This is a genomic window from Vogesella indigofera, from assembly GCF_028548395.1.
GTDB classification, from domain to species: Bacteria; Pseudomonadota; Gammaproteobacteria; order Burkholderiales; family Chromobacteriaceae; genus Vogesella; species Vogesella indigofera_A.
This window is the reverse complement of sequence record NZ_JAQQLA010000004.1, coordinates 970,662-992,138: the sequence shown is the minus strand read 5'-3', so window position 1 is coordinate 992,138 and position 21,477 is coordinate 970,662. Positions and strand designations below refer to the sequence as shown.

The window sequence follows — 21,477 nt, the reverse complement described above, 5'->3', positions numbered from 1 at the left end:
CGATTATCAGAATACTGATCATGAACGAATTCGATCTTGATGCCGACGCGCTGCGTCGCCTCGACCTCAACCTGCTGCTGGCCTTCGACGTACTGATGCAGGAACGCCACGTCAGCCGCGCCGCCGCCCGCCTCTACCTCGGCCAGCCAGCGATGAGCCACGCGCTGGCGCGACTGCGCAAGCTGCTCGACGATCCGCTGTTCATCCGCTGCGGCAGCCGCATGGAGCCGACCGCGCGCGCACTGGCGCTGGCGCCGGCGGTGCACGCCTGGCTGCAGGAGGCCAACCGCTTCCTGTTCCGCCAGCCGCCGTTCGATCCGGCGGCGGTCAACGCCAGCCTGCGGCTGTCGATGCCGGACGGCATGGAGGCGATGCTGTACCCGTCGCTGATCGCCGCGCTGCGGCAGCAGGCGCCGCAGCTGCAACTGCGTTCGCAGCTGCTGGAGACCGACCAGCAGCTGGCCGCGCTCGACAACGACGAGGTCGACCTGCTGATCACCGCCGCGCCGCTGCCGCTGCGCGACTGGCACAGCCGGCGGCCGCTGTTCGACAGCGGCTTCTGCTCGGTGCACAGCACGCAGCAACTCGTGCTGTCGGCGACACCGTCGCTGGCAGAGCTGGCGGCCTGCGATCACGTGGTCAGCAGCTATCGCGGCACCGCCGCCGGCGTCATCGACCACCTGTTTGCCGGCCACGGCCTGGCCCGCCGCATCGTGGCACTGGCGGCCAGTCTGATGGCGATCGCGCACATCCTGCAGCAGGCGCCGCTGGTCTCCATCCAGCCGGCGCTGTACCACTCGCTGTTCGACCTGCATCCCGCGCTGCGCTGCTCGCCGCTGCCGGGCGCGGCGCAAATCCAGATCGACCTGGTCTGGCACCGCCGCAACGACGGCCACCCGCTGCACCGCTTCCTGCGCCAGGTGTTGCTGGCCCAGCTGCAGCAACTGTTCGCCGCCGAGATGGCCGCCGGCCAGGCCACGCCGCTGCAACGCTGACCCCGACGGTGGACGCGCCCTCCTCCCACCCGCCGCTGCGGCCAACCCTGGCCGCCCGCCTTGCCCCTCGTGCGCCGCATTCGACAGTGCTGCGCGCTTGCGCTACCCTTGCGCCCTTTTTTTCATTTCAAATCAGTACTTTGTATATACAAATGAATGCCATCCTGATCGCAGTAACCCTGATGCTGGCGCTGACCCTCGCCCGCACCCACGTCGTCATCAGCCTGCTGCTGGGCGCCCTCGTCGGCGGCCTCAGCGGCGGGCTGGACCTGGCGCAAACGCTGGCCGCCTTCAACAAGGGCATCACCAATGGCGCGGCGGTGGCGCTGTCCTACGCGCTGCTGGGCGCCTTCGCGGTGGCCATCGCCAAGTCCGGCCTGCCGCACGCGCTGGCCGATGCCGCGGTGGCGCGGCTGCAGCGCAGCGACGGCAAGGCGCGGCTGAAGTGGCTGCTGCTGGCGCTGCTGGCGGTGGTCAGCGTGATGAGCCAGAACCTGGTGCCGATCCACATCGCCTTCATCCCGCTGCTGATCCCGCCGCTGCTGTACGTGATGGCGCGGCTGCAGCTGGATCGCCGCGCGGTGGCCTGCGTGATCACCTTTGGCCTGGTGACGCCCTACATGCTGTTCCCGGTCGGGTTCGGCGACATCTTCCTGAACCAGATCCTGCTCGGCAACATTGCCAAGGCCGGCATGGACGTCTCCGGCGTCAACGTGATGCACGCGATGGCGATCCCGGCCGCCGGCATGCTCGTCGGCCTGCTGCTGGCGGTGTTCGTCAGCTACCGCAAGTCGCGTTCGTACTCGCTGGGCAAGATCGAGAACGCCGAGCGCACCGGCACCCGCATCAGCCGCAAGGGCACCGTCACCGCGCTGCTGGCCATCGCCGGCGCGTTCGCGGTGCAGCTGTACAGCGACTCGATGCTGCTGGGCGCGCTGTGCGGCTTTTTGCTGTTCATCGCCACCGGCGCGCTGAAATGGCGCGAGGCCGACGACGTGTTCAGCGACGGCATGAAGCTGATGGCGATGATCGGCTTCGTGATGATCACCGCGCAGGGCTTTGCCGAGGTGCTGACCGCCACCGGCCAGATCGGCGAGCTGGTCAGCGCCTCCGCCAGCCTGTTCGGCGACAACCGCGGCATGGCCGCGTTCGCGATGCTGTTTGTCGGGCTGGTGGTGACCATGGGCATCGGCTCCTCGTTTTCCACCGTGCCGATCCTGACCGCGATCTACGTGCCGCTGTGCATCCAGCTCGGCTTCTCGCCGCTGGCGACGGTGGCCATCATCGGCACCGCCGGCGCGCTGGGCGACGCCGGTTCGCCGGCGTCGGACTCCACGCTGGGGCCGACTTCCGGCCTCAATGTCGACGGCCAGCACGACCACATGCGCGATACGGTGATCCCCACCTTCCTGCACTACAACCTGCCGCTGCTGGCCGCCGGCTGGGTGGCGGCGCTGGTGCTGTAGGCCAAAAAAATGACGCGGGGACTTGCCAGATAAACAATCTTCGGCAATAATGCACGCCTCTTCGCCGGTGTAGCTCAGATGGTAGAGCACCTGACTTGTAATCAGGGGGTCGCGAGTTCGATTCCTGCCGCCGGCACCAGGATTTACGGGGTTTCCAGAAATGGAAACCCCGTTTTCCGTTCTATGATCAGAAAAGCACCACCACCACACTCAGCGGGTACCAATCATGGAATCACGCCTCATCGAACTGGAAATCAAGGTTGCGCTGCAGGAAGACCTGCTCGACGCGCTCAATCTCACCGTCACCCGCCAGCAGCAGCAGATCGACCTGCTGCAGGAACAGCTGCGCCACCTGTACCAGCTGCAACAGGGCGCCAGCCAGGATGACACCGTCGGCTCGCTGCGCGACGACATTCCGCCGCACTACTGAACCGCCACACTCACTGCGTCGCCCCGCTTGCGGCCAAGGTTGGCCGCAACGGCGCCGCGCTTGCCGGAAGCACCGCATGAGCACACCCCGCGCCTTCATCACCCCCCTCGCACCGCAGCTGGCCGGCCTGAGCTGGGCCATCGGCGGCAGCACCCTGCTGCAACAGCTCGGCCTCGTCGACGAGCCGCGCGACCTCGATCTGATCACCACTGCCGAGGACTTCGCCGCCGTCAAGGCGCTGCTGCTGCAACACGCCAGCGACATCACCCCGCCGCCGCATCCGCTGTACGCCACCCGCCACTTCGCCCGACTGCAGACCGCCGACGGGCTGGAGATCGACCTGATCGCCGGACTGGCGATCCGTCTGGACAAGGGCCAGTTCCAGTGGCCGTTCGACGATGGCGCCATCTGGCAGGCGGACGGCCTCAACTGGTGCATGGCGGAAGACTGGGCGCTGCTGTACCGGCTGATGGGCTACAGCGAACAGACCGAGGCGCTGGACGATTGGCTGGACGAGCACGGCGTGAGCAACCCGCAGCGCATCGCCGCCAACCTGTTCGCCGGCTACCCGGAAAAGTACCTGAAGCCGGCGCCGGACTGGTGGCCGTGGGAAGAGTGAAACCCGCGCGTTTCACGTGAAACCGTCCCCCGCCCTACCTTTCCCCTTCTCACGAGCCCCCGCATGAGCCGCTACAGCGACGCCGAGATTGCCACCGTCTACCGCGTGATCCGCGAACGGCGCGACATGCGCCACTTCCGCCCGGAGCCGCTGGACCCGGCGCTGCTGCAACGGCTGTTGCAGGCGGCGCACCACGCGCCCAGCGTCGGCTACATGCAGCCGTGGCGCTTCATCCGCATCAGCGATGCCGCGCTGCGTGAGCAGTTGCACGCGCTGGTGGAGCAGGAACGGCAGCGCACCGCCGCCGCCCTCGGCCAGCGGCAGGAGGAATTCATGCGCCTGAAGGTGGAGGGCCTGCGCGAGTGCGCCGAGGTGCTGGTGGTGGCGCTGATGGACGGCCGCGAACGCCATGTGTTCGGCCGCCGCACGCTGCCGGAGATGGATCTGGCCTCGGTGGCCTGCGCCATCCAGAACATGTGGCTGGCGGCGCGCGCCGAGGGCATCGGTCTGGGCTGGGTGTCGATCTTTGATCCGGACGCGCTGGCCGCGCTGCTGCGGTTTCCACCGGGCGCGCGCGCGGTGGCGATACTGTGCATCGGCCACGTCGACGCCTTCTACGACAAGCCGATGCTGGAGCAGGAAAACTGGGCGCAGCGCCAGCCACTGGCGGCGCTGCTCAGCGAGAACGGCTGGGGCGACGTGCCCGCCGGCGCCAGCTAGCCGGCATCGCCCAAAACACTGCGGCCAACCTTGATCCAAGGTTGGCCGCAATGTTTTAACGCCGGAGTCTACAGGCTTAGCGCTTGCCGGCCGCCTCTTCGCGGCGGCGCTTGGCCTCTTCCAGCAGGTAGACCTGGTAGTCGTCCAGATCGCCCTCGAAATCGCTGACCCCGCCGCGCGACACCATCCAGAACTCGTCGCACACCGCGCGCAGCAAGGCGCGGTCGTGGCTGACCAGCATCACCGAGCCTTCGAACTCGTTCAGCGCCACGCTCAACGCCTCGCGGGTGGCGAGGTCCAGGTGGTTGGTCGGTTCATCCAGCAGCAGCAGGTTCGGCCGCTGCCACACGATCATGCACAGCACCAGCCGCGCCTTCTCGCCACCGCTCATGCTGCCCACCGCCTGCTTCACCATGTCGCCGCTGAAGTTGAAGGTGCCGAGGAAATTGCGCAGCCCCTGCTCGCGGCAGTCGTTGGCCGACGGCCGCATCGCCGCCGGGGTGTCGCGCGCCAGGCGGAACATGTGCTGCAGCGGATCGTCCTCCGGGCGCAGCACGTCCAGCTCCTGCTGCGAGAAGTAGCCGATGTTCAGCCCCTTGCCGCGGATGATCTCGCCGCCGACCGCCTGCAGCGCCTCGGCCACGGTTTTCACCAGCGTCGACTTGCCCTGGCCGTTGGCGCCGAGAATGCCGATGCGCTGGCCGGCCAGCACGGTGCGGTTGACGTTGCGCACGATCACCGTCGGCGGCGTGTCTGCCGGCGCGCCGTCCATGGCCGGATAGCCGAACGCGGCGCCGGTCATCGACAGCATCGAGTTCGGCAGGCTCATCGGCTCCTTGAATTCGAACTGGAAGTCGGCGTCGGCCAGCACCGGCGCGATCTTCTCCATCCGCTCCAGCGCCTTGACGCGGCTCTGCGCCTGCTTGGCCTTGCTGGCCTTGGCCTTGAAGCGGTCGATGAACTTCTGCAGGTGCGCCATCTTTTCCTGCTGCTTGGCCTGCGCCGCCTGCTGCAGGATCAGCTGTTCGGCACGCATGTCCTCGAACTTGCTGTAATTGCCGCCGTAGCGCACCAGCTTGGCGTTGTCGACGTGCAGCGTCACCGTGGTGACGGCGTCGAGGAATTCGCGGTCATGGCTGATCACCACCATGGTGCCGGCGTACTGCTTCAGCCACGCCTCCAGCCACACCAGCGCGTCCAGATCCAGGTGGTTGGTCGGCTCGTCCAGCAGCAGCAGGTCGGACGGACACATCAGCGCGCGCGCCAGTTGCAGCCGCATGCGCCAGCCGCCGGAGAAGCTGTTCACCGGCTGCTGCAGCTCGGCGACGCTGAAACCCAGGCCGAGAATCAGCGCCTGCGCCCGTGCCGGCGCGTCGTGGGCGCCGGCGTCGTTGAGCGCGGTATAGGCGTGCGCCATGCGCATGTAGTCTTCGCCGGCCTCGGCCTCGGTCACCTCCTGCTGCGCGGCGAGCAGGGTGGTATCGCCTTCGACCACGAACTCGGTCGCCGTCTGCGCCGTTTCCGGCATGTCCTGCGCCACCTGCGACATGCGCCACTGCGACGGGATCGACACATCGCCGCCGTCTTCGTGCAGCGAGCCGTTCAGCACCGCGAACAGCGAGGATTTGCCGGCGCCATTGCGACCGACGAGGCCGACTTTCTCGCCGGGATTGAGCGTCACCGACGCGTTGTCGAGCAGGACTTTGGTGCCGCGGCGCAAGGCCACGTTTTTCAGAATGATCATGGGAAGCGCCGTGCGGCGGCAGGAAACAGGTTACGCCGCGACCGGCGACAAGGCGGGAAGACGACAGGCAATGCGGCCAACGTTGGCCGCATCAGGACAAGGGTGCTGCCACAGCAGCGTGGCGCCGCCCTATGCTGCAAAGCAATAAAAACGGCGCGGCGCAGATGGTAACACGCCCCCTGCCCGCGCGCCGGCCTGGCCATAAAAAACAATCGCTTATGACGGCTGCGGCCATCCCTGGCGCAAGGCGTCGAGGAACAGGCGCACGCGGGCGGGCAGGCGGCCACGGGCATACACCGCGTGCATTTGCGGGTCCAGCCCCGCCGACGAGGTCAGCCGGTAGGCCGGGCACACCTTGACCAGCGCGTTGTCGCGCACCGCCGCCTCGGCCAGCCAGTCGGCCAGGCGGGCAATGCCGGCACCGGCGCGCGCCGCGTGGTACACCGCGGCGCCGGAATTGAGGCGATAGCGCGGCGCCACCCGGAAGCGGCGCTGTTCGCCATCGGCGACAAAGTGCCAGTCCTTGAGGATACGCGGCGCGGTATGCACGATCAGCTCGTGCCGCGCCAGCTCGTCCGGGTGCAGCGGCAGCCCCATGCGCCGGATGTAGTCGGGGCTGGCATACAGGTGGCGCCGGTAATTCCACAGCGGAAAGCCGATCAGCTCGCTCGACTGCGGAAAGGCGCCACGAATGGTGAAATCGAGCTTTTCCTGTATCGGGTCCAGCGGCTCGTCGCTGAAGCGCACATCGATGCTCACGTCCGGATGCTGGCGGCCAAAGTCGGCCAGCACCGCCGGCAGCACGCCGATGGACAGGCTTTCCGGCGCCGCGCAGCGTATCCAGCCGGGCGCCTCGCCGCCCAGCCCGGCCAGCGCCTCTTGCGCCGCCGCCTGCAGATCGAGGATCTGCCGGGCGTGCGGATAATAGCTGGCCCCCGCCGCCGTCAGGCTGAGCAGCTTTTGCGAGCGTTGCAGCAGCTCTCTGCCCACGGCCTGTTCCAGCGCCTGGATGGCGCGCGTCACCGCGCTGGGCGAACGCCCCAGCAGGCGCGCCGCCGCGACAAAGCTCTGTCTTTCCACCACGGTACAAAACACGCGGATTTCCCACAGCAGGGAGGTCGACATGGAGACTCCTGTTCCGTTTTTCGCAACACCATATTGCAACACGGTCGTGGCGGCCAGCACTAAGCTGCCTGCCGTTGCCGCTTCGTCGCCCCGCCGGCCACGCCGCGGCCGCTGATCCTGACTTTCATCCAGACCGGTATCCGCCATGCACCCCATCGCCGCCCAGACGCGCCATCCTGCCGGATGGCCAGCCCCGCCCCGTCCCCGTACCCCGTCCCGCCACGGCTGGAGGATCGCGCCATGCTGACCCTTGCCATGCTGTGCGGCTTTGCCTTCTGTGCCGGATTGATCGACGCCGCGGTGGGCGGCGGCGGGCTGATCCAGATCCCCGCCCTGTTCAACCTGCTGCCCAGCGTGCCGTCCGCCACCCTGCTCGGCAGCAACAAGCTGGCCTCGGCCTGCGGCACCTCGCTGGCGGCACGCACCTTCATCGGCCGCGTCCGCGTGCCGTGGAGCCTGGTGCTGCCGGCCGCCATCAGCGCCTTCGCGATGGCCTTTCTCGGTGCCGCCGCCGTGTCGTCGGTGCCGCAAACCCTGATGCGGCCGCTGGTGCTGGTGCTGATCGTGGTGATGGCGATCTACACCTTCCGCAAGAAGGACTTCGGCCAGCTGGCGCGGCCGCAGACCGTCGGCACCCGCGAGCGAGTGCTGTCGGTGCTGATCGGCGGCGGGATCGGTTTCTACGACGGCCTGTTCGGGCCCGGCACCGGCAGCTTCCTGATCTTCCTGTTCGTGCGCTGTTTTGCCTTCGATTTCCTGCAGGCCTCGGCGGCGTCCAAGTTCGTCAACCTGGCCACCAATATTGCGGCGCTGAGCTTCTTCGTGCCCGCCGGCAAGGTGCTGTACGGGGTGGCGCTGCCGATGGCGGCCTGCAACATGCTCGGCGCCGTGGCCGGCAGCCGGCTGGCGATGCGGCACGGCACCGGCTTCGTACGCGGCCTGTTCCTGGGCCTGCTGCTGCTGCTCATCGTCAAGCTCGGCTACGACATGCTGAAATAAGCCGCCACCTCCCGGCTGAGCCACCCCGCCGCAGCCGGCGGCGGGCATGGCAAACCATGCGGCCAACGTTGGCCGCAACGGCACAGGCGGGTGGCCGGCCGGCACGGCCGCTCATCCCCGGCCCGCGCCCCGGCCTTGCCAAAACCGCAGCACGACGGTTACAGCGGCAGCGCGTGGGTCAGCTTCACCGTCTCCATCGGCACCTCGGTTTTCACGCTCTGCACGCTGGCGATGCGCGTCAGCTGCTCGGCGTGAAACTTGCGGTACGACGCCAGATCCTGCGTCACGATGCGCAGCAGCGCGTCACACTCGCCGGCCATGATGTGGCATTCCACCACCTCCGCCATGTCGCGCACGCTGGCGATGAAATGGTTGGTGGTGTCCGCGTCCTGCGCCTTGAACCACACCCGCGCGAACAGCGACAGCCCGGCGCCGACCTTGGCACCGTCCAGCACCGCCACGTAGCGCTTGATCACGCCGTGCGCCTCCAGCAGCTTCACCCGCCGCAGGCACGACGACGGCGACAGGCCGGCCGCGCGCGCCAGCTCGATGTTCTGCAAACGACCGTCGCGTTGCAGCGCGTGCAGAATGCGACGATCAATACTGTCCAGCTTTACGGCATCCACTGCGGCTATCTCCTGAAATATTCGCAGCCGATTCTATCGGCAAGCCCGACTCCGCGTCACAACACAACCCGATTTCAGCGCGAAAACCCTAGAATTTTCGGCAGCCACGCGTCATTGCCCGCCCGGCAACGGCCACCCGCTAATCTGCCCGAGAAAGAATGCCCCATGCCCAGCGATACCCTGCTGCTGTTTGCCCTCACCGTCTTCCCGCTGGTCTGCAGCCCCGGCCCCGACATCCTGTTCGTCGCCTCGCAAGGCCTGAGCGGTGGTCGCGCCGCCGTGCGCCGCGCCACGCTCGGCATCCTCGCCGGTTACAGCGTGCACGCGCTGCTGGCCGCCTTCGGCATCGCCGCGCTGCTCAGCGCCTGGCCGCCGCTGCTGCACGCCATCCGCTGGACCGGCCTTGCCTACCTGCTGTACCTGGCGTGGCAGATGTTCCGCGCCGCCAGCCGCCCCGGCAGCCTGCAGCTGGACAGCCGCCCGGTGCACGGCCTGTTGCGCAAGGGCCTGCTCACCAGCCTGCTCAACCCGAAAGGCCTGCTGATCTACCTGTCGATCCTGCCCAACTTCATCCGCCCCGGCGCCAGCGTGGCGACGCAGGCGCTGCTGCTATCGGGTATCTTCATCGTCTCCTGCGCGGTGGTATACAGCGTGATCGGCTACAGCGTCGCCGGCATGGCCGGCAAGGGCCGCTTCAGCGACCGCAAACGGCGGCTGGCGGAAGCCACGGCGGGGGGGTTGCTGCTGCTGGCGGCGGGGAAGCTGGCGGCGTGAGGACGGCGGCCAGGGTTGGCCGCATGTTCAGACCGACTTCAGCATGCAATACGGACCCGACGACCCCACTTTCCCCAACCGTCCCGGCAACATAAATGCGAAGAAATAGCCTTATAAAACATCAGCTTGACATAGAAAAACCAATCGCACCTGGACTTTGGGAATTTTCGTGTCAAAATGCATGAAAAATTCCCAGAGAACAAGCATGAACACACGTCACGACCTGATCTGCCAGTACCTTGATGAAGCCCTGAAGTACTACAACAAGGCCGAACTGGCAAAACGCCTGGGCACCGATCAGGGCACCATCCGTCGCTGGGTTGCGCGCGAAACCGAACCGCGCCCCTATTTGGTGGACAGCCTGAAACAGCTGTTGCTGCCATTCGGCCCCAAGGAAGAACGCAAGGAAGAATTCAGGTTCATCGACCTGTTTGCCGGTATCGGCGGCATACGCAAGGCATTTGAAGATATTGGCGGCAAATGCGTCTTCACCAGCGAATGGGACAATTACGCCCAGAAAACCTATGCGGCCAACTTCCGCCATGATGACCACCCGCTAAACGGCGACATCACGCAAGTCATTGCCGGCGATATTCCCAGCCATGATGTTCTGCTGGCCGGCTTCCCCTGCCAGCCGTTCTCCATCGCCGGGGTGTCCAAGAAAAATGCACTCGGCCGCGCTCACGGCTTTGAAGACGAAACCCAGGGCACCCTGTTTTTCGACGTAGCCCGCATCCTGCAGGAAAAGCGCCCCAAAGCCTTCCTGCTGGAAAACGTGAAAAACCTGATGTCGCACGACAAGGGACGCACCTTTGACGTGATCCGCCGCACACTGACAGAAGACCTCGGCTATCACATCCACTACCGCATCATTGATGCCCAGCATTTCGTACCGCAACACCGCGAACGGATCGTGATCATCGGTTTCCGCGATCCGGCCGAATTCAGCTGGGACTTGCTGGACCTGCCGCCGAAAGGCTGCAAGACGATGAAAGACATCCTGCACAAAACGGATGGTAGCGAACCCTATATCGAGCACGACGGCGACAAGTACTTCGATCACGAGAGCCGTCAGGTCAACCCGAAATACACGCTGACGCCAAAGCTGTGGCAGTACCTGCAGAATTACGCGGAAAAACACCGCGCCAAAGGCAATGGCTTCGGCTTCGGACTGGTTGGTCCGCACAGCGTGGCCCGTACTCTCTCCGCCCGCTACTACAAGGACGGCTCGGAAGTGCTGATCGACCAGGGCGAAGACAAGAACCCCCGCCGCCTGACCCCCCGCGAATGCGCCCGCCTGATGGGGCTGGATGATTCATTCGTGATTCCCGTATCCGATACCCGCGCCTACAAGCAGTTTGGCAACTCGGTCGTAATGCCGGTTTTCAAGGCTGTCGCCCAGGTCATGAAACCATTCATCACCCGCGAAGAATTCAACCCGGTCATCCAGGACATGTGGCCTGATGATGGGCACGCATTTGATCTGAAAGAAAAAGGAAGCCCCTATGCCATCCTTGAACAGGATTCCTGACCTTGCAGGAGATAGCCGCGAGGACATGCAGCAATGGTTCGACATGATGGACCGGCTGGACCTGATTTATCACCCGGAAGACCCGGCCGGTGAAATCGTTCATATCGATAGCGGCAAGCCGTTCTTTTCCACCGAAGAGGCAATCAAGGCAGATTCGGTCGTGCAGCGACTGTTTGCGCTGCACGGCAATGATGTTCTTGACACCGCATGCCCGTACTTCATGCAACGTTTTGGCATCCCCGACCCGAATCAGCAGTGACCGATATCGTCGACAAAGCCACCCGAAGCCGGATGATGTCCGGCATCCGGGGCAAAAATACCAAGCCCGAGCTTGTTCTCCGCAAAGCTCTCCATGCTGCCGGTTTCCGCTACCGCCTGCATGTCAAGGATCTCCCTGGGAAACCGGATCTGGTTTTCCCGAAGTACAAGGCCGTAATCTTTGTCCATGGGTGCTTCTGGCATGGGCATGACTGCCGCTATTTCAAGGTGCCACAGACTCGTACCGAATTCTGGTTACAGAAAATCGGCCAGAACAAGTTACGTGACGAGAGTCAGCATGCTGAACTCGTCAAGCAAGGTTGGCGGATACTGGTCGTTTGGGAGTGTGCGACAAGATCGAATAGATCAATCGGACTGTTTATGTTGATTGACTATGTCACGGACTGGCTGCTAAAAGGTTTGTCTACTAGCCAGATAGACGAATCAGGATTGAAGCCCTTGCCATGTTCAGCGACAGAATCAGTGACTACTTCGAAGGCGTTGCCGCCAAATACCTGAGTGCCGTGGATGCCGACCCGGGCCGCTCCCACCAGCACGAAATCGGTGGGCTACCCGCAGCAGGATTCAAACAATGGCTTGGCACTCCCGGCAAGACAGAAGAATTCCGTTTCAAGGCACGCCAGATCTACATCCGGGACGAAAACGAAGCCCTTCTTACCTGTGAAAGTGAAGTCACTTGGTATGACAGCCGCCGCAAGGTAGCCCACCGTAGTCCGGAATACCGGCTGTACTACTATGACAGCCAGGTCACCCAACAACTCTCCCCTGGTGATTTCTTCCTCGTCGCCAAAATGAAGGATGGCACCCTGCTGATGGTCTTCACACCGGCAGGCAGCTCCATCGAAAACCAGCTCCGTACTCTCTTCGGTCTGGGGCTGATCGACGAGCGTTTCCGGGCGGGTACGCTGGACTCCATCAGCTTGCTGCTTCCGTTACGGCTGATGCTGGAAGACCTGGGTATAGAACTGAGCAAACCAGCCGTTGCAGACGACCAATGGCTTGGCCAGCTGGTGAATGCCTTTGGCGGAGTGGTATTCCCTGGAACAGCAGATTTTTCCCAATTTGCACGGGAGTCCATTGCCAAAGAAGTGGATCCGATCACCCGACCGGATGACACCTTGATGGGCTGGATGGAGCATGAAGAAAAGCTCTTCCGGATCTATGAACGCCACCTGGTTCAGGACCGGCTGCGAGCCGGTTTTGGAGACAACGGGGATGATGTGGATGAGTTCATCAGCTTCTCCCTCAGTGTCCAGAACCGACGCAAATCACGTGTTGGCCATGCCTTCGAAGGCCATCTTGACCACCTCTTCAGACTGCACAAACTGAAATTTCAACAAGGCAGGGGAAAAGGACACGTTACTGAAAACAACGCCAAGCCGGACTTCCTCTTCCCGTCTTTTGCCGACTACAGCAATCCTGACTTCCCTTCTGGCAACCTCATCATGCTGGGCGCCAAGACCACCTGCAAGGATCGCTGGCGCCAGGTACTGAGTGAAGCAGCCCGAATTCCGTCAAAACACCTCGTTACGCTGGAAGCCTCTATCAGTGAAACCCAGACCGATGAAATGGCGTCTCATCATCTCCAGCTGGTCATCCCCACCAGCATTCATGAGACCTACACCGTAAGGCAACAGGAAACACTTCAAGACCTCCAAGGATTTATCGACCGGATCAAAGAAATACAGTCCATCTAGCAACACTGTAAGTTGGGCTGGCCAGGTTGGTGCTGAGTGCTGCTAAGCCCAAGATTCACTATATTTCGCTGCTAATCACAGCTCAATGTGTGGTGATTACATTAGTTTTACGAATGTAATCAGCCAATAAAAAAGCGGCCATAAGGCCGCTTTTTCTTTTAAAAACAAAAACTTATATCTGTAGGATACCATTTTCGTCTAGATCTGGGTCTTTGCCAGATCAACGAGGTTCTAGTCGAAAGTGGGACGGATCGGGTATCGGCGTCCCATTTTCGTAGATTATCCTCTCCCAAGCTTTCTCACGTCGTTTCACAGTGTCGTGCCACTTCGTCAGGTCGCCAACGCTGTGCTTGGCGATGAACCGGTCAAGTGCTTCAGAACGAGTATAGACCAGCTGACGGCATGCTTCGATGCTGGTTCCGCGAAGCGGGTAGATCGACACGGCCTTCAGCATGAGCATGGCCTTTCTGGGTGAATGGCCAATCCTGTCAGCAATCTCAGTTCCGAAGATGTGCTGTCGGAGGAAGCGATCCACATCGATCGTCCGAACCCGTGAACCATGGTGCTTTCTGGTTCCTAGCTTGTGAGAGCGGATGTAGTCGTTCTGGGTGAGCCAGTAAGCAACCTGCTGTTTCACCCCTAGCACTTCCGCCAGCTCAGGAATCGTAACCCAATTGACCCGGTCTGTTTGCATGGCGGCCCGCCACTGGATCAGATCCTTGCGCTTGAATACCCAGCGGCTGATACCTGCTTTGCCGATAAGCGCTCTAGTCAGCACGAACGCTCCCGCCTTGACCTCCTCCACCAACGACACGATTTCGTCAGCATTCCACTGCCAGTAATGCAGAACATCGGCTAGCGAAATCTCGTCATCGTCTACGTAGTAAACGCATGGCAGCTCCTCTCCCAGCTCCGCCAGTTGGTATACCTCCGTACTGGAGATGCACCATGGCAAAGGCTGCTGGTCGTTCACTCGCCGAGCAGAGGGGAAAAGCAGTTTCAGTATCCGCCTCATCCTGACTTTGCCCAGCCCAAGAATCTCCATGGCCTTACCCAAGGTGACTTCTCCAGCCAGCTCCTCCTCCACTCGTGCCAGCTGGTCTTTCCGTACCATCAGGAAATGCCGGCCCTTGGCACTGATTGTCTCCTGGCCATCTAGTTGACCGGAGCGGACGAGATAGCGCAGCCTGGCCATCGAGATGCCAAGCCGATCCGCTGCTGCCTTGCCCGGGATCCAATGCGCGTTTTCCAGCACAGAATCTGTCAGGCGTCGATTACGCCGGGCGAGTATCCCCTTCCAACTATGGGTCACCCACTGCTCGAAGGCCTCACGCATCGGGCGATAGACGCCACCACGCAGACCACCTTGGTAAAGGTACTGGTACGCCTCCTTGAAAACAGCCTTCAGGCTGTTTTTTGCTTCGCCACCATTACTTTGCAGCACATCGAGCGCCAGGTGGAATTTCTCGGGCCAGACCACCAGGATCTCGGCAGCCAGCGACGAAATCGCCCAAGAAACCTCCATGGCGCCGCCTCGGGCAATCTTGAGCGGCCTAAAATTAGCAGCCGGGTCCAGATATACCCCCAGATAGCGGATCAGCGTTTGCAACTGGGCAATCGTCAACCCATGGAAAGGGTATACAAGTGCATGCTGATCGCAGGGGGGGCGTTCAAGCACCGGGGGTTGGCTGCTGAATTTTTTGAGGTCTTCAACGCCAAGATTTTCAGTAGGACTGTCTGGGAGAATGGCCAATGCGAGTTAGATGCAGGGGTCTTTATTCATGGAGTGAGCATGCTCAATGACGTCCTCTCCAACGTGGTGGACGAAGGCCCCTTGCACTCCCAGGATGACATCTACAGGGCCAAGCAGCACCTCATGTATGGGAAGAAAGGTTTTGATTGCCTGTTCGGGTTTAGCATCCCCGTGGTTCCCGCGTGGAAAGCAGGCCCGCCAACAAGAAGTCAGTACCAGGATGGCATGCTTAAGCTGTTGCAATGGCTGTGGGGATGGACCCACCTGAGAACACAAACCATGGGGAGATTTCCCCATGATGATCTTTGGGAGCGCATTAGCACGCAGATTGGTGTGGGCCGGCTTGGCCGAATATAGCGATGGCTGCAGGCACGGCCATATAGCAGAGATTTTAGATGTCCGCATGCATCACTACAGCCTGATGATTCCTGTACCCGGTGTGCGTAGTACAGAAAGCCATTTTTTTAGCCCTTCTCTTTCTACCTCTCGTATCGGATAACCACGCGCAGTAACTGTACTTCGAGCCGCTGGGCTGAGTTCGGAAGTTGTAACAATCACGCCGTACTCCGCACCTTCATACTCAACATCGGCATGCAACCCCTTTACGATAACCCGATCCACTTTGGCCTTTTGACGTTTACATTGCACTAAACAAAGAGGCTTGTCTGCCGGATCAGAATCCTGCTTCCATACGCGAACGTCTACACCATCGTCGTTGCTTCCAGGCCCAAGCTTTACCTGGTATCCCTCACGGTGAAAAAACTCAGCAGTAAGCTCTTCGAACTTTCTCCAATGTATTTCTGGCATCCGCTCATGATTATTCGACAAATAGTTCACAAAGCGCTGGTCGATGAACTTGCCACCTTCCGGATCATCACGGGCACCCGTAAAAAGCTTCTTCAACGCAAGCGGGCTTGTCCAATCAACGGAGCGGCCAATGGAATGCGGACTAAGTGTGAATGCACGATTCATCACTTCAATTTGTTCCATAGCCATTTGGAGACCAACTTTACCGAACTGTTCGCGACACTTAATCAGGAATGGGGTTGGGTCGATTGCTTTGGAGCCTTTGGCCAAAGTCTTATTTATCAAATCCATCCACATCTCTCTGAAAATTATGTGCATCCCCTCATACTCGTGGAGCAGGTTCATTCGGCGATATTTGTGAATACGCTTAATACCTATATGATCGCCGTCATACTCTTCTTCTGTGTAGCCAATTCGATATAGGAGCTTGTAAAACAGCGCCTCATACTCTTCTGAACGCAGCCTAGTTCCATACTCTTCAGACCGACGTATTATGTCGGGATACTCAGTTCCGGTGAGGTGATCACAGAGCTCTTCGATAGAGAGTGCAAGACCTGCTTTGTATCCTGCAGTCTCGGATAGTCCATCAGCCAATACTCCCGGACCGAAGTTCATTCCACCCACACTAGTTCCCCTTGTGATGCATAACAGAACTTACTTTGGCACTGGCACCCGCATATCAATTGATATTGATGACAGAGGTTTTCGGTTCCAACATCTGCAGTACTCGACCTAGACCTGAATTTGAACATGCCCCTGAACAGCAATTTGCTGCTCGATGCTAGCGTACAAGTCCTGCTCAACTGCTGGTGCCTCAATCGATACTATCAACGCATACCGGGCTACCCGGTTATAGCGTTCATGACCCGGCCGATTCCGCCACCAGCCCATTGCAGGATACACCGCCAATTGACCCCTGCTGGCCAGTTCGGCAGCAGTCCCGGTCCAACTATCGGAAAGCATTGACCCGCGAGCACGTAAGCGTTTCCCTATGAACCAGTTTGGGTCCCCAACGGCAGCTCCGGGCAGCCCCTGCTCTTCGTCGGCCGCTTGAGCATTAATGCGACCACGGAAAGACGCCTCATTTTCCAAGGGCCGCCTCACTTCGAATCGGAGGGAGTGAGATTGATAGGCGTATTTGTCGATACCACCCCGCTCGCCGGGGTTGGGCTCAATGAAATATGACAGGGTCACCCGCAAAGTGACCTGGGTGTCACCTAGGGCCTCCAGGATATCGGTTGGCCATGGAAGGTCGTGCAGATGCATGTCGCAGGTGCGAACCTTCCCGTTTGCTTTATGGAATGGCTGGAGCTGATCCTGCACGACCATTGTCAGTGAGTTGCCAGCACTATAGAGGGCTCGCTCAAGACTAGGTACACCATAGCCGCAATGTCGTAGAAGTTGCTTCAGATTATCGCGGTTGACGACCCCGTTTGGGATATAGGCGTCGAGCATAGGCTGGGTCCATCGAGCCGAGTGCACCATCAATGCTCGCACCGTTTCTGGCCAGAATGTTGGGTAGGCCGCCTTGACCCGTGCCGCCATGCCAGCGGCTAGTGCCGTTGCGGCACTAGTTGCCCAGCTTACGGAGAAAAGCCGCTCATGCGGCTCATGGCATGTTGTCAGTAGGGAGAGGCTGTCAAATTGGGAGGCAAAGTTTGCCGCTTCATCCACTCCCGCATTACCACCCTCCATGACGATGTCCGGCTTAAACGGCCAATCTGACTGCCACGTCACTGATGTCGTCGTGTAGGGACTGAGTCCGTTCGCTGGTGCAATCGGCTGGTAATGCTGGGCGCCGGCCTCAGTGATCGTAGTAAGTTGGGTATAGGCTCCAACGGTAAGTGCATTCCAGGACTGCCCAGGATCGTGCACCGTATTTGTATAAAGGCTAGTCGGATACTCCGTCCAAGCAGCAGAGTCCATTGTATTGCCAGCACAGAGCACAAACAGGCGGGGTCTTTCGCCTTGACCAGCGTAGTCAGAAGCAAGCCGGTCGATCTCTGCAGACCATGACGATGGTCGTCCGCGGTCACGCCCATCGGGAGAGGAAACAGCCATCGCAAATACTCGTCGCCGTGCGGGGTCGGTAACCTCTACCCGCCCAACCGCTTCGGCAGTAATTGCGCCATAGGATTCGCCTTCGTTATCACCAGGCCAGCGTAGGATTTTTACCGACTCAAGCCGATGTGGAATTTCAATCGATTCCTCCCCTTCCAGGGCCAAAACAAGATCACCGATCAGTGACAGGCCTGCAAGTTCGGTTCCATGGCCGTTCTGATCATCAGGCCCCCAGCCCGGCTCGACACTGTGCCTATCCGCATCGGCCACCATCGGTGCCAACAGTGGATGGCCATGATTTACCCCAGTGTCCAACAAGGTTACATAGGTGTCAGCGACGAGCATTGGCGCGAGACGGCCCTCAAGGTTTGCAGCCCACTCCGCTTGTTCATCAGTCCGTTGTGTATTAAAAAATTCCGCCGTGGTTTTGGCGCGCCGCAGCTCGGCAATCATGTTGAGCACTAACGCGGACTGCAGCAACTGAGCTTTACTTCCATGTACCTGTACCACTGATCGCTCAGGGAAATGTAGTACACGCTCACTCATGCTCAAGCCAGACATGTCGACCAACTTACGAAAGTCAGCTAGCACTTGTTCCCTATGGTTGCCAGCAGGTAACCAAGCCTCCCACCAGATCGCTTCGTCGTCGTTCGCAGGTAAAGCTTCTGTACTATCGGTCCATAGCGACTGGAATGTCGCCACACGGATTGCGCTAATGGCATCAACCAATGGCTGGTTATCTAGCGGTCTACCATTCTTGTTTGTTTTGTATTCGGCGTACGCGGTAATGAGCTTTTCGAAATGCAGTAATTTGTCTTGAGGAACAAAAACGGTAGCCAGCACCTGATTGTCTGATTGTCGTACATTCAGAAGCTCAATGCCCTGATTATCCCGGGCAAGGCTAGCAGCGGCCATCTCGACGCCTTGCTGGCTTAGAAATTCGACCTGGATACCTATTGCGGTCTGGACATCAGCTGCATGTTGCTCAGCCACCCGCTGTCGCTGCGCAGAAGCAACTTGCGCCAATTGTGCTCTTAGCGTTCTCGCATGTGCCTGGCGTTCCAGCCGAGGCACTTCGGTACTGCCGCCGCCGCCATAAGCGGTAAATCCTTCACGGGTACGCGTACTCTGGGGAAGAAGGTGGGGGCGGTCGTAATCCTCTAAAGCCATGCGTTGGTGAATTCCTTATGCTTTGCTTGCGATAGTGCGTCGCCGTACGGTATGACGCAGCTGTAGTAGCTGCCGCAGTGAGTCAGCAGGCACGTTGGCTTGATCATGCATCACAGCTTCCTTGACTGCGTCGTCGATTGCTCGGGTGATTTCAGCATGGCTCAAGCCTTCAGCCTCGGTGGCTAAGTTGGCGAACGCCTTGGGGGACTTAAGATAGCTAGCCAAACGCATACGCAGTAGTGCCTGAATCTCCTCACGTGCCGGCACGTGGTATTCGATCACGTCGTCGAAGCGGCGAAACAGCGCCTCATCCAGGATATCCGGATGGTTCGTAGCTGCGACGATCACGCTGCTGGAATCGTCCTGCTCAATCATCAGGAGGAAGCTGTTCAATATGCGGCGGATCTCACCGACATCATTGGCCATGCCCCGCTGACTACCGATTGCGTCAAACTCATCAAAGAAGTACACCCCCCGTGTAGACGACACGGCATCGAACACTTGACGTAGCTTTGCAGCGGTTTCACCCATGAACTTGGTGATCAAGGCATCTAAGCGTACAACGAACAAGGGAATACCCAACTCTCCTGCCAAGGTGGCGGCAGTCATTGTCTTGCCGGTGCCGGACGGCCCTACAAGGAGCAGCTTACGCCTTGGATGCAGACCGTGGCTGCGCAGTTTGGCAAAGTGACGCTGCTCTTTCAGCACTTGCTGCAACGCAGCAAGCAGCGATTCGGAGAGCACCATGTTCGACAGTCGTTGGGATGGGTAAGAGACGCTAAGCAGCGAAGCAAGCTCGCCCTTTGGCCGAGCCATTGGTATGGCACTATCGGCTAAACTGGTATTACGGCGCGCCTTTGCAGCATCGATCAGCTCGCGCATCTCCTCTGCCAATCTGCCGTGCCCCTGCTTTGCTTCATGGGCAGCCATTTGCATCGCCACAGAGTAGAAGTGGCGGTCGTCGCCATCCGCGAAAGAGCGCAGTAGTGCTTTGAGTTGATCGCCGTTAGCCATAATGCCCACATTGTCTCGCATTATCCAAGGAAAGCATAGCTTACGTGCAGTAGCAGCACACCCCGGGTGGGGGCTGTGGACAGATCAGGTACTCATGGACGACGTGGACCTATGATTGGAAGTCCATTGCCCTGCAAAAACTAGACCCATCATGCCACCGAAGCGGATGACTGCTACAGCCGACGCCCTGTTCCCGGTGCTGTTGATCCAGCCACAGATCGCCAAAGCGGCCCGTCATGCGTTTGTGCTAGCATGGTGGCTCAGACTGTTGCAGTCACTCGACAATGCGATTAGCAGCATAACTGTACGACTGCTCCGATAGGATCTTCGTGTCACTCCTCCGTTATGGACTAAATATGGGCCTCAAGGAAGACCAGGCGTATGCGCAATCTAATTGCGAGCGACAAATTGCATCATTCCCAGTGAGACTATTAAAGCAGGAAGCTGGTATCAGTGATCGATTAGAGCAGGCCAAGATCGCACCGCTCAAGAAACTAGCAGCAGTGTACGAGCTTTTGGACGACATAGGCAGCCATGTCGCTCCTGCTACTCCGTGCAAAAAAGGGTGTTCAAACTGTTGTCATATTGCGGTGACAGTCAGTGAGATTGAGATTCAGTATATTGAGATTCATGCCAAACGAAAACGCTTGAAGCAACCACTCTCAAATTCAGAATTTCATGGTGTTCCTTGCCCTTTCCTAAAGAGCAATGCTTGCAGTATCTATTCTGCTAGGCCCTTTGTTTGTCGACAGTTTCACTCGCTAGCACCTACAGCAGAGTGGTGTGCACCTGAGAAATCTTTTCAAGGCAAGTTCCCTCTCATCCGGTCAAGCGAAGCTCAAAAAGCTTTTGATGCTCTCCGAGGTGGCAATCAAATATGGGATATACGACAAATTTTCGTTTAAACAGGTGTCAGAAGAAGGTGAGCGAGTCTAGAAAGACTCCAAACCCAGAGATTGGAGCCGAGGCTTTCATCACTCCCCACCACGGAAGTTACTCCATGGAATGTCCAATGAGCTGGTTTGTGTAAATTCCATTACAAGCACCATGTATAACGTTTCTAAGATGAAGTCGAAACTAGCGGATGCCGTTACCGTTGTAGAGAGCGATATTAGAGCTCAGTTTGCAGTTGCATTCAAATCACTCTACAGAGACGGGGTGGTGCCTGACGGTTTCCCAAACTTATCCCCGCCCATAGACCAAGTCCACCTCACTAGTCCTGAGGACCTTAAACGGGTCTACTCTGGACAAGGCTTCTACGTCATTCTTTCGGATCGCCCCGTCGATGGAAACCGTTGTCAGCTGAACCACGGGACACTGCGTGCGATCTATCGCGGCGAATGCAGAACCGTACGAAAACGAATTCAAAGCCACCTATTCAATGCACAATACAACGCAAACTATGAGGAGCGCTCCTTCCGCTACGTTGCTGACCAGAAGAAAACAAGAAGCTCCTTCTACGAGCCACACTGGCCTCACTGCTTGAAGCTCGATCTGGATGGACCTAGCGGTGTCGATATAGATCAGGCACCACACAGCGACTACAAGTGGTTTGTACTTGTACATCGAATGAAAGACAGTTCGCAGCGGGTACGTCAACTTGCAGAGCTTGCATTTGACGACGTCTTCGGACATCCGGCGGGCAGTCGTGATACCTAACCTAATTG

The 21,477-nt window shown here is 59.8% G+C and carries 21 protein-coding genes and 1 tRNA gene; 15 read left to right on the top strand and 7 right to left on the bottom strand.

From position 1 onward, the window contains the following. The first annotated feature begins 20 nt into the window (after positions 1–20). The 6 genes from PQU89_RS10500 to bluB all read left to right on the top strand — a co-directional run bounded on the left by PQU89_RS10500 (position 21) and on the right by bluB (position 4,230). Positions 21–995: a LysR family transcriptional regulator gene (locus PQU89_RS10500; RefSeq protein ID WP_272765768.1), complete on the top strand. Its 975-nt coding sequence runs from the start codon at positions 21–23 to the stop codon at positions 993–995. A gap of 152 nt (positions 996–1,147) precedes the next feature. Continuing rightward, entirely contained in the window at positions 1,148–2,461 is a 1,314-nt protein-coding gene (locus PQU89_RS10495; RefSeq protein WP_272765767.1) for a Na+/H+ antiporter family protein, read from the top strand. Between the two features lie 63 nt (positions 2,462–2,524). Further along, positions 2,525–2,600: transfer RNA gene (locus PQU89_RS10490), tRNA-Thr, on the top strand. A gap of 87 nt (positions 2,601–2,687) precedes the next feature. Continuing rightward, positions 2,688–2,891, top strand: coding sequence for a SlyX family protein (locus PQU89_RS10485; protein ID WP_189374747.1), 204 nt, complete (start codon positions 2,688–2,690; stop codon positions 2,889–2,891). 76 nt (positions 2,892–2,967) lie between these two features. Further along, entirely contained in the window at positions 2,968–3,510 is a 543-nt protein-coding gene (locus PQU89_RS10480) for a hypothetical protein (RefSeq protein ID WP_272765766.1), read from the top strand. A gap of 63 nt (positions 3,511–3,573) precedes the next feature. Next, complete coding sequence (gene bluB, locus PQU89_RS10475) at positions 3,574–4,230, top strand: 5,6-dimethylbenzimidazole synthase (protein WP_272765765.1); 657 nt, start codon at positions 3,574–3,576, stop codon at positions 4,228–4,230. Between the two features lie 76 nt (positions 4,231–4,306). Here the strand turns inward: bluB and PQU89_RS10470 are convergent, their stop codons facing one another. Then, a complete protein-coding gene (locus PQU89_RS10470; RefSeq protein ID WP_272765764.1) occupies positions 4,307–5,974 on the bottom strand; it encodes an ABC-F family ATP-binding cassette domain-containing protein in 1,668 nt (555 codons plus the stop codon). Between the two features lie 216 nt (positions 5,975–6,190). Then, on the bottom strand, positions 6,191–7,099 hold the full coding sequence (locus PQU89_RS10465) for a LysR family transcriptional regulator (RefSeq protein WP_272765763.1): 909 nt from the start codon (positions 7,097–7,099) through the stop codon (positions 6,191–6,193). 240 nt (positions 7,100–7,339) lie between these two features. On the opposite strand from PQU89_RS10465, the gene PQU89_RS10460 reads away from it, so the two are divergent. Next, on the top strand, positions 7,340–8,098 hold the full coding sequence (locus PQU89_RS10460; RefSeq protein WP_272765762.1) for a sulfite exporter TauE/SafE family protein: 759 nt from the start codon (positions 7,340–7,342) through the stop codon (positions 8,096–8,098). 158 nt (positions 8,099–8,256) lie between these two features. Here PQU89_RS10460 and PQU89_RS10455 read toward each other — a convergent pair whose 3' ends face one another. Beyond that, entirely contained in the window at positions 8,257–8,724 is a 468-nt protein-coding gene (locus PQU89_RS10455; RefSeq protein WP_272765761.1) for an Lrp/AsnC family transcriptional regulator, read from the bottom strand. Between the two features lie 165 nt (positions 8,725–8,889). On the opposite strand from PQU89_RS10455, the gene PQU89_RS10450 reads away from it, so the two are divergent. The 5 genes from PQU89_RS10450 to PQU89_RS10430 all read left to right on the top strand — a co-directional run bounded on the left by PQU89_RS10450 (position 8,890) and on the right by PQU89_RS10430 (position 13,005). Then, the gene (locus PQU89_RS10450) at positions 8,890–9,498 is read left to right on the top strand and encodes a LysE family translocator (protein ID WP_272765760.1); all 609 of its coding nucleotides are present in this window, start codon (positions 8,890–8,892) and stop codon (positions 9,496–9,498) included. Between the two features lie 181 nt (positions 9,499–9,679). Then, positions 9,680–11,029 (top strand): DNA (cytosine-5-)-methyltransferase, encoded by a 1,350-nt coding sequence (gene dcm, locus PQU89_RS10445; protein ID WP_272765759.1) that lies wholly within the window; start codon positions 9,680–9,682, stop codon positions 11,027–11,029. Next, the gene (locus tag PQU89_RS10440; protein WP_272765758.1) at positions 11,004–11,288 is read left to right on the top strand and encodes a hypothetical protein; all 285 of its coding nucleotides are present in this window, start codon (positions 11,004–11,006) and stop codon (positions 11,286–11,288) included. The genes dcm and PQU89_RS10440 overlap by 26 nt, the downstream gene beginning before the upstream one ends. Then, positions 11,237–11,806: a very short patch repair endonuclease gene (locus tag PQU89_RS10435; RefSeq protein WP_308446593.1), complete on the top strand. Its 570-nt coding sequence runs from the start codon at positions 11,237–11,239 to the stop codon at positions 11,804–11,806. The genes PQU89_RS10440 and PQU89_RS10435 overlap by 52 nt, the downstream gene beginning before the upstream one ends. Continuing rightward, the gene (locus PQU89_RS10430) at positions 11,752–13,005 is read left to right on the top strand and encodes a type II restriction endonuclease (RefSeq protein ID WP_272765757.1); all 1,254 of its coding nucleotides are present in this window, start codon (positions 11,752–11,754) and stop codon (positions 13,003–13,005) included. Before PQU89_RS10435 ends, PQU89_RS10430 begins: the two co-directional genes overlap by 55 nt. A 220-nt stretch (positions 13,006–13,225) precedes the next feature. On the opposite strand, the gene PQU89_RS10425 is transcribed toward PQU89_RS10430, so the two are convergent. After that, a complete protein-coding gene (locus PQU89_RS10425; RefSeq protein WP_272765756.1) occupies positions 13,226–14,614 on the bottom strand; it encodes a helix-turn-helix domain-containing protein in 1,389 nt (462 codons plus the stop codon). Positions 14,615–14,653: 39 nt separating this feature from the next. Here PQU89_RS10425 and PQU89_RS10420 point away from each other — a divergent pair, with 39 nt between their 5' ends. Further along, positions 14,654–15,115, top strand: coding sequence for a hypothetical protein (locus tag PQU89_RS10420; protein WP_272765755.1), 462 nt, complete (start codon positions 14,654–14,656; stop codon positions 15,113–15,115). Between the two features lie 54 nt (positions 15,116–15,169). On the opposite strand, the gene PQU89_RS10415 is transcribed toward PQU89_RS10420, so the two are convergent. From PQU89_RS10415 to PQU89_RS10405, 3 genes are all read right to left on the bottom strand, one after another. Continuing rightward, positions 15,170–16,180, bottom strand: coding sequence for a restriction endonuclease (locus PQU89_RS10415; RefSeq protein ID WP_272765754.1), 1,011 nt, complete (start codon positions 16,178–16,180; stop codon positions 15,170–15,172). A 117-nt stretch (positions 16,181–16,297) separates the two neighbouring features. Further along, positions 16,298–18,796, bottom strand: a complete 2,499-nt coding sequence (locus PQU89_RS10410) for a S8 family peptidase (protein ID WP_272765753.1) — start codon at positions 18,794–18,796, stop codon at positions 16,298–16,300. Between the two features lie 15 nt (positions 18,797–18,811). Continuing rightward, on the bottom strand, positions 18,812–19,810 hold the full coding sequence (locus PQU89_RS10405; protein WP_272765752.1) for an AAA family ATPase: 999 nt from the start codon (positions 19,808–19,810) through the stop codon (positions 18,812–18,814). Between the two features lie 356 nt (positions 19,811–20,166). Here PQU89_RS10405 and PQU89_RS10400 point away from each other — a divergent pair, with 356 nt between their 5' ends. Continuing rightward, positions 20,167–20,715, top strand: a complete 549-nt coding sequence (locus tag PQU89_RS10400; RefSeq protein WP_272765751.1) for a YkgJ family cysteine cluster protein — start codon at positions 20,167–20,169, stop codon at positions 20,713–20,715. Between the two features lie 100 nt (positions 20,716–20,815). Beyond that, positions 20,816–21,469, top strand: a complete 654-nt coding sequence (locus PQU89_RS10395) for a hypothetical protein (RefSeq protein ID WP_272765750.1) — start codon at positions 20,816–20,818, stop codon at positions 21,467–21,469. The last annotated feature ends 8 nt before the right edge of the window (positions 21,470–21,477 follow it).

Bases quoted from the DNA above. Each gene is read 5' to 3' on its own strand.
- PQU89_RS10435 (WP_308446593.1), top strand. From the start codon at position 11,237: ATGCCCGTACTTCATGCAACGTTTTGGCATCCCCGACCCGAATCAGCA.
- dcm (WP_272765759.1), top strand. From the start codon at position 9,680: ATGAAAAATTCCCAGAGAACAAGCATGAACACACGTCACGACCTGATC.
- PQU89_RS10460 (WP_272765762.1), top strand. From the start codon at position 7,340: ATGCTGACCCTTGCCATGCTGTGCGGCTTTGCCTTCTGTGCCGGATTG.
- PQU89_RS10415 (WP_272765754.1), bottom strand. From the start codon at position 16,180: ATGAACTTCGGTCCGGGAGTATTGGCTGATGGACTATCCGAGACTGCA.
- PQU89_RS10465 (WP_272765763.1), bottom strand. From the start codon at position 7,099: ATGTCGACCTCCCTGCTGTGGGAAATCCGCGTGTTTTGTACCGTGGTG.
- PQU89_RS10405 (WP_272765752.1), bottom strand. From the start codon at position 19,810: ATGGCTAACGGCGATCAACTCAAAGCACTACTGCGCTCTTTCGCGGAT.
- PQU89_RS10495 (WP_272765767.1), top strand. From the start codon at position 1,148: ATGAATGCCATCCTGATCGCAGTAACCCTGATGCTGGCGCTGACCCTC.
- PQU89_RS10395 (WP_272765750.1), top strand. From the start codon at position 20,816: ATGTCCAATGAGCTGGTTTGTGTAAATTCCATTACAAGCACCATGTAT.
- PQU89_RS10470 (WP_272765764.1), bottom strand. From the start codon at position 5,974: ATGATCATTCTGAAAAACGTGGCCTTGCGCCGCGGCACCAAAGTCCTG.
- PQU89_RS10400 (WP_272765751.1), top strand. From the start codon at position 20,167: ATGGGCCTCAAGGAAGACCAGGCGTATGCGCAATCTAATTGCGAGCGA.
- PQU89_RS10410 (WP_272765753.1), bottom strand. From the start codon at position 18,796: ATGGCTTTAGAGGATTACGACCGCCCCCACCTTCTTCCCCAGAGTACG.
- PQU89_RS10450 (WP_272765760.1), top strand. From the start codon at position 8,890: ATGCCCAGCGATACCCTGCTGCTGTTTGCCCTCACCGTCTTCCCGCTG.
- PQU89_RS10420 (WP_272765755.1), top strand. From the start codon at position 14,654: ATGCTGATCGCAGGGGGGGCGTTCAAGCACCGGGGGTTGGCTGCTGAA.
- bluB (WP_272765765.1), top strand. From the start codon at position 3,574: ATGAGCCGCTACAGCGACGCCGAGATTGCCACCGTCTACCGCGTGATC.
- PQU89_RS10430 (WP_272765757.1), top strand. From the start codon at position 11,752: ATGTTCAGCGACAGAATCAGTGACTACTTCGAAGGCGTTGCCGCCAAA.
- PQU89_RS10500 (WP_272765768.1), top strand. From the start codon at position 21: ATGAACGAATTCGATCTTGATGCCGACGCGCTGCGTCGCCTCGACCTC.
- PQU89_RS10485 (WP_189374747.1), top strand. From the start codon at position 2,688: ATGGAATCACGCCTCATCGAACTGGAAATCAAGGTTGCGCTGCAGGAA.
- PQU89_RS10480 (WP_272765766.1), top strand. From the start codon at position 2,968: ATGAGCACACCCCGCGCCTTCATCACCCCCCTCGCACCGCAGCTGGCC.
- PQU89_RS10440 (WP_272765758.1), top strand. From the start codon at position 11,004: ATGCCATCCTTGAACAGGATTCCTGACCTTGCAGGAGATAGCCGCGAG.